This window comes from Claveliimonas monacensis, assembly GCF_014982975.1.
Taxonomy (GTDB): Bacteria; Bacillota; Clostridia; order Lachnospirales; family Lachnospiraceae; genus Claveliimonas; species Claveliimonas monacensis.
This window is the reverse complement of sequence record NZ_JADCKL010000024.1, coordinates 1-7176: the sequence shown is the minus strand read 5'-3', so window position 1 is coordinate 7176 and position 7176 is coordinate 1. Positions and strand designations below refer to the sequence as shown.

Sequence of the window (7176 nt, the reverse complement as noted above, 5' to 3'; positions counted from 1 at the left end):
CAGAGGTGGAAGTGTGGTAACACATGGAGCTGACTGTTACTAATCGGTCGAGGGCATAACCATAAAGGTTCGGGAAGAGATGGAAGATAGAGCGATTTCTTGTATGTGGTTTTGAAGGTACATGATATCTTCAATATAATACGGCCCAGTGGCTCAGTTGGTTAGAGCGCCGCCCTGTCACGGCGGAGGTCGAGAGTTCGAGTCTCTTCTGGGTCGTTGATGGGGTCTTAGCTCAGCTGGGAGAGCATCTGCCTTACAAGCAGAGGGTCATAGGTTCGAGCCCTATAGGCCCCATTATATGGATGGATTCCCGAGTGGCCAAAGGGGGCAGACTGTAAATCTGTTGGCAACGCCTTCGAAGGTTCGAATCCTTCTCCATCCATTCGTATGCCGATGTGGCTCAATTGGCAGAGCAGCTGATTTGTAATCAGCAGGTTATCGGTTCGAGTCCGATCATCGGCTTTCCTTTTCAAATAATTGTTAAATATTGACGCGGGGTGGAGCAGTCTGGAAGCTCGTCGGGCTCATAACCCGAAGGTCATAGGTTCAAATCCTATCCCCGCAACTTTGCCCAGATAGCTCAGTCGGTAGAGCAGAGGACTGAAAATCCTCGTGTCACTGGTTCGATTCCGGTTCTGGGCACTTTCTTTTTCTAAAATTTGTATATGGGCGTGTAGCTCAGGTGGTAGAGCACTTGACTTTTAATCAAGTTGTCCGGGGTTCGAATCCCCGCACGCTCATGGAATGAGAGGAAAAATCAGCACTGCAAATGCAGTGCTGATTTTTCTTTTTACTCTTATTGTTTTTGCTCTTTTTTCTTATACACGATCCGTGCCTGTAAAAGCAGGTATAGAGGATAGATCAGGCACAGGGCAGGCAGAAGATAGTTTGCCGGGAAGCCCAGTTTCTCGATAAATCCCTGGATCAGTATGAAGATAATGATAAGTGGAAGGATATAAGTCAGATATCCTTTTGTCCACCTGGGAAGTTTCAGGCCTTTGCCGCTGTTCACCTCTTCATAGTAATTGTCCCAGCCCCAGGCGTACCGGCTTGTACAGAACAGAAGGTACAGAAGGGAGCCAAGAGGAAGAAGTGTGTTGGACAGGATGAAGTCTTCCAGATCCTGCACGGTTGTCCCTGCGCCGAAAGGCTGGAAGCCGCTGAGTACGTTGAATCCCAGGGCACAGGGCAGAGAGAGGATCATAATAGCTACAATATTCACAAGGACAGCCTTCTTACGTGTCCATCCAAAATCCATGGCAAAGGCAATGATATTTTCAAATACCGCAATGACAGTGGTCAGTGCTGCAAATGCCAGGAACATGAAGAACAGAGCGCCCCACAGGCGTCCGCCAGCCATCTCGCTGAATGTCTGGGGCAGCGTCACGAAGATCAGGCCTGGTCCGCTTCCGGCGTCCACGTTGTAAGTGAAGCAGGCCGGGAAAATAACAAGACCGGATAAAAATGCCACCGTTGTGTCCAGAAGTACGACATTTACACTTTCGGAAACAAGAGAGTGTTGTTTATCAATATAGCTTCCGAAAATTGCAAGCGCGCCTATTCCGAGACTTAAGGTGAAAAAGGACTGCCCGAGAGCAGCAAACAGGATCTCTCCCAGGGAGTAATTTTCAAGCGCAGACTTAAAGTCCGGTATAAGATAGAAGGACAGTCCCTCCTTTGCTCCGTCCAGGAAAAAGCTGTGGATGACAAGTACGATCAGGATGACAAATAAAAGACTCATCATGTACTTGGATACCTTTTCCACACCGCCTTTTAAACCGCGGGAGCAGATGAGAAATCCGATAACTGTGACAGCCAGCATCCAGCCCACCTGCTGAGCAGGATCAGACAGAAGTTCATTGAATGCGTTCCCAACCTGGGCGGTGTCCAGATGATCCATACTGCCGGAAATCATTTTCCAGAAATAGGCCAGGGTCCATCCGCCTACAGTGGTGTAGTACATCATCAGCATATAGTTGCCTAAAAGGGGAACAAGTTTGGTCCAGTGCCACCGGGTTCCGGCAGGTTCCAGAACCTCAAAGGATCTGGCGGCGGACTTCTGCGAGGCCCGTCCCACAGAGAATTCCATTGTCATGATGGGAAGCCCAAGGATGGCAAGGAAAATAAGATAGATGATCACGAATGCAGCTCCCCCGTACTGTCCCGTGATATAAGGAAAGCGCCATACGTTTCCAAGTCCGATGGCGCACCCGGCGCTTATGAGAACGAAGCCAAGCCGGGAAGAAAATTTTTCACGTTTCATTAAAAAAACCTCAGTTTCCACACTCTCATCCCTTTCATTCTAAGGAATGGGGAAGGGGTTGTCAACCGGATACGTATAACCGATACATTTTCTGGAAAAAATAATGGTTGACACAACAGAAAATATCGTTTATATTTGTTTTTGTAGATAAAAGGGAGTAACTGGCATGTGCAGATATGGCGCATGTTTGCGATATCGTCAATACGATGAATACTCATCCGTATCGTAATGAAACAGTGAGACTTTTATTGCATAACAGATCGTATGCAATAAAGGCCTCTTTTTTATTGCACAGGAAATTGTATCTAATGTTTCCTTTTATATAAAAAAGGCTTTTACTGCAGATGAAAATGCAAATGAAGAGAGGAGAAATGCTATGTTAACAAGCGAGCAGGCCAGACAAAATCAGGAAAAATATGGTTTTAACGAGCTGGTAGAGGGGAAGAAGAAGAGCACACTGCAGATTTTTCTGGAGCAGTATAAAGACTTCCTTGTCATTATACTGATCATTGCGGCTATTGTGTCCGGATTTCTGGGAGATTTTGAGAGTGCTATCGTTATCCTTGTCGTTATCACTATGAATGCGATCCTGGGTACAGTACAGACTTTAAAGGCAGAGCAGTCTCTGGACAGCCTGAAGCAGATGTCAGCGCCGGAGGCAAAGGTCATCCGTGACGGCGTGTTAAAACAGATCCCGTCCAGAGAGGTCACCATCGGAGACCGTGTACTCCTGGAGGCAGGAGACTGTGTGCCCGCTGATGGAAAGCTGGTGGAATGCGCCAGCCTGAAGGTGGACGAGAGCGCGCTGACAGGAGAAAGCTTATCTGTTGAGAAATCTCTGGACGAGGTGCCGGAGGGAGCGGCTCTGGGAGATCAGACAAATCGGGTGTTCTCGGGGAGTTTTGTCACATACGGGCGGGCGGCCTACGAGGTCACCGGCATCGGTATGGGTACAGAGGTGGGCAAGATCGCAAGCCTCCTGAAAAATACATCTGAGAAGAGAACACCGCTCCAGGTAAATCTGGACGATTTCGGAAAGAAACTTTCTATATTAATCATTATTTTCTGTGCCATCCTGTTTGGTATCAGTATTTTCAGAGGAGATGCGCCTGGGGATGCCTTCCTCTTTGCAGTTGCCCTTGCGGTAGCAGCGATCCCGGAGGCTTTAAGTTCTATCGTCACCATCGTGCTTTCCTTCGGTACACAGAAGATGGCTAAGGAGCATGCGATCATCCGTAAGCTCCAGGCAGTGGAGGGACTGGGAAGCGTGTCCATCGTCTGTTCCGATAAGACAGGTACACTGACACAGAACAAGATGACAGTGGAAGATTACTATGTGGACGGAAAGAGGATCCCGGTGGCTCAGATCGATCTCAACGATGCCAACCAGGAACGTCTTCTGAATTACAGTATCCTCTGCAATGACTCTACCAATACAAACGGACAGGAGATCGGCGATCCCACAGAGACAGCCCTTATCAACCTGGGAAGCAAGCTGGGAAGAGAGGCGCTGGAGGTCCGGGATGTATATGAGAGAAAATCAGAGATCCCGTTTGACAGCGACAGAAAGCTCATGTCCACTGCTCATATCCTCGATGGAAAGCACACCATGGTTGTCAAGGGAGCTGTGGATGTCCTTCTCACAAGGATGACTCATATCCGCCTCGGCGAGACAGTAGAGCCCATGACAGAGGAGCGGAAAGCCCGGATCGAGGCCCAGAACATGGAGTTCTCCAGGGACGGCCTCCGGGTGCTTGCCTTTGCCTATAAAGAGATCGAAGAGGACAGGGAGATTACCCTGGAAGATGAAAATGATCTTACATTCCTCGGCCTTGTGGCTATGATGGATCCGCCCAGAGAGGAGTCCAAGGCGGCTGTCGAGGAGTGTATCCAGGCTGGTATCAAGCCGATCATGATCACAGGCGACCACAAGGTGACAGCGGCAGCTATCGCAAAGCGTATCGGGATCCTGAAGGACGAGTCCGAGGCCTGCGAGGGCGCTGTGATAGAGGACATGACAGACGAGGAGCTGCAGGAGTTTGTTCCGAAGATTTCCGTGTACGCCCGTGTGTCACCGGAGCACAAGATCCGTATTGTCCGGGCATGGCAGGACAGAGGCAACATCGTTGCCATGACAGGAGACGGTGTCAATGACGCGCCGGCTCTGAAGCAGGCCGACATCGGCGTGGCCATGGGTATCACAGGAACAGAGGTTTCCAAGGATGCGGCCGCCATGGTACTGACTGACGACAACTTTGCAACCATTGTAAAAGCGGTGGAGAACGGGCGTAACCTGTACAGGAACATTAAGCTTTCCATTCAGTTCCTGTTATCCGGCAACTTTGGAGCTATCCTCACTGTGCTCTTTGCATCTATTGTGGGACTTCCGGTTCCATTTGCACCGGTACATCTTCTGTTCATCAACCTTCTGACAGACAGTCTCCCGGCTATCGCACTGGGACTTGAGCCTCACACGAAGGACGTGATGTCAGAGAAGCCGAGGCCGATTAATGAGTCTATCCTGACAAAGGATTACCTGCTCCGGATCGGCACGGAGGGACTGTGCATCGGCGCCATGACTACCATCGCATTCCTGATCGGACTCAACGAGGGCGGCAGCCTGCTTGGAAGCACTCTGGCCTTTGGCACGCTGTGTACATCCAGGCTTGTGCATGGATTTAACTGTAAATCAAATAAACCTGTTATCTTTACAAACAGATTTTTCAACAATATTTATCTGATCGGCGCATTTGTACTTGGACTTCTCCTGATCACGGGCGTTCTCATGATCCCCGGACTTCACAACCTGTTCAATGTGCAGACGCTGGACGGAGCACATCTCCTGATCGTGTATGGACTTGCGCTTCTCAATCTGCCGATCATCCAGCTTTTAAAGAAACTGAGGAAGTAAAATGGACTTAAATAGGGAAAACATCAAAAAGATCAGAGGACTTATTATTTTCACGGCGCTGCTTGTTGTCTGCCTGTGGCAGTATGACGTAGTGTTTTCAGCGATCGAGTTCGTCTTTGGTGTGACATTTCCGTTTATTCTTGGAGGAGCCTTTGCCTTTGTGCTGAATGTTCCCATGAACTTCATACAGAGGCATCTGTTTCCTCCGAACGTGACAGAGAAGAGTAAATTTATGAAAAAGGCAGCCCGGCCCTTAAGCATGGTGGCTGTGATCCTGCTTGTCATCGGCGTTGTGGCGCTTGTCATGCTGGTGCTGATCCCGCAGCTTGGGAGTACGCTTGTGACGCTGGGAAACAGCATCCAGGACTTTATCCCGCGGGTGCAGAAGTGGGCGGAGGATATATTCCGGGACAACGCCCAGATCAGCCAGTGGCTGGCGAACCTGGACTTTGACTGGAACCGGATCATGGAAGTGGGGATGTCCTTCTTCAGCAGCGGCGCCGGCAATATGCTGGACTCCACCATCACGGTGGCACGCAGTATCATAAACGGAGTGACTACATTCTTTATCGCTTTTGTGTTTGCCTGCTATATCCTTCTCCAGAAGGAGAAGCTGAACGTGCAGGTAAGAAAAGTGCTCTATGCATTTATCCCAAGAGGCAGGGCGGAGGCGGCGCTGGAGGTATTCTCACTGACCTACAGCACTTTTTCCAGCTTTCTTACAGGGCAGTGCCTGGAGGCCATCATACTGGGAACCATGTTTGTCATTGCCATGACGCTCTTCCAGATGCCCTACGCGCTGCTGGTGGGTGTGGTCATCTCCTTTACGGCGCTGATCCCTATCTTTGGGGCTTTCATCGGATGTGCCATCGGAGCCTTTCTGATCTTTATGGTGGATCCCATCAAGGCGCTTGGGTTTATTGTGTTGTTCCTGGTGCTGCAGCAGATTGAGGGAAACTTTATCTATCCCCACGTGGTAGGCAATTCCGTGGGGCTGCCTTCTATCTGGGTACTGGCAGCAGTCAGCCTGGGCGGCAGTCTGATGGGGGTTGTGGGGATGCTGATCTTTATCCCCATCGTATCGGTAGTCTACGCTCTCTTCCGCGAGATCGTGTATCTGAAGCTGAAACAGCAGAAGATCGATCCAGAGGAGATCGAGGCGGAAGTGAAAAGAGAATAACAGCGAACAGACGGGCGGTATATCCGCCCGTTTTTTTCATAAGATATACAAAGGCGGATTTTACAGAGGAACAGATATGCTGAACTATCTCTGGGCGGGAATGATCATCGTCGGCATCGTGTATGCGGCGTGTACGGGAAATATTGTGGAGGTGACGAACGCGGCGCTGGACTCATCCAGAGAGGCCATCACTTTGTGCATCACCATGGCAGGGGTGATGGCTTTCTGGACAGGGCTTATGGAGATCGCCCAGAGGGGCGGACTGATCCGGTCGCTGACAAGGCAGATGGCGCCGGTGCTTAAGTTCCTTTTTCCAGGGCTGCCGGCCGGACATCCGGCAAGGGAACACATTGCAACGAACTTTATCGCCAATGTGCTGGGGCTTGGCTGGGCGGCTACGCCGGCCGGGCTTAAGGCTATGGCGGACCTGGAAAATCTGGAGGAGGACAGAAGAGCAAGGCGGGCAGCAGGCCCCGCAAGGAAACGGGGGATTGCCAGCAATGAGATGTGTACCTTTCTGATCATCAATATTTCTTCTCTTCAGCTTATCCCGGTAAATGTGATCGCTTACCGGAGCCAGTACGGGAGCGTGAATCCGGCGGCCATTGTAGGGGCCGGGATACTGGCCACAGCGGCGAGTACCGGGGCGGCGGTGATCTTCTGCAGGATGATGGATAGAAAAAGGAGGACATGAGGGCCAATGTCATTTAGTTAAGGCATTAGCAGAGCGGTTCTTACAGAGCAAGGTATATAGAGATATGTACCCTGCTCTTTTTTACGTATATTTCAAAAAAATACTTGACAAACATAGAAAAATTTGCG

General features: G+C 50.2%; 4 protein-coding genes and 7 tRNA genes. 10 read left to right on the top strand and 1 reads right to left on the bottom strand.

What is annotated here, in order from left to right:
* Window positions 1-142 precede the first annotated feature (142 nt).
* From INF30_RS14435 to INF30_RS14405, 7 genes are all read left to right on the top strand, one after another.
* A tRNA-Asp gene (locus tag INF30_RS14435) sits at window positions 143-216 on the top strand.
* A 5-nt stretch (window positions 217-221) separates the two neighbouring features.
* Window positions 222-294 (top strand) — tRNA-Val (locus INF30_RS14430).
* Between the two features lie 6 nt (window positions 295-300).
* A tRNA-Tyr gene (locus INF30_RS14425) sits at window positions 301-382 on the top strand.
* Window positions 383-389: 7 nt separating this feature from the next.
* Window positions 390-462 (top strand) — tRNA-Thr (locus INF30_RS14420).
* 29 nt (window positions 463-491) lie between these two features.
* Window positions 492-565, top strand: a tRNA-Met gene (locus INF30_RS14415).
* 4 nt (window positions 566-569) lie between these two features.
* Window positions 570-642, top strand: a tRNA-Phe gene (locus INF30_RS14410).
* Between the two features lie 25 nt (window positions 643-667).
* Window positions 668-740, top strand: a tRNA-Lys gene (locus INF30_RS14405).
* 56 nt (window positions 741-796) lie between these two features.
* On the opposite strand, the gene INF30_RS14400 is transcribed toward INF30_RS14405, so the two are convergent.
* Entirely contained in the window at window positions 797-2263 is a 1467-nt protein-coding gene (locus tag INF30_RS14400; RefSeq protein WP_226395703.1) for a sodium-dependent transporter, read from the bottom strand.
* A 376-nt stretch (window positions 2264-2639) separates the two neighbouring features.
* On the opposite strand from INF30_RS14400, the gene INF30_RS14395 reads away from it, so the two are divergent.
* From INF30_RS14395 to INF30_RS14385, 3 genes are all read left to right on the top strand, one after another.
* Window positions 2640-5174 carry a cation-translocating P-type ATPase gene (locus INF30_RS14395; protein ID WP_226395702.1) on the top strand — a complete coding sequence of 845 codons (2535 nt, stop codon included), beginning with the start codon at window positions 2640-2642 and terminating at the stop codon, window positions 5172-5174.
* Window position 5175: 1 nt separating this feature from the next.
* Entirely contained in the window at window positions 5176-6354 is a 1179-nt protein-coding gene (locus INF30_RS14390) for an AI-2E family transporter (protein WP_076779795.1), read from the top strand.
* 76 nt (window positions 6355-6430) lie between these two features.
* Entirely contained in the window at window positions 6431-7048 is a 618-nt protein-coding gene (locus INF30_RS14385; protein WP_226395701.1) for a nucleoside recognition protein, read from the top strand.
* Window positions 7049-7176 lie beyond the last annotated feature (128 nt).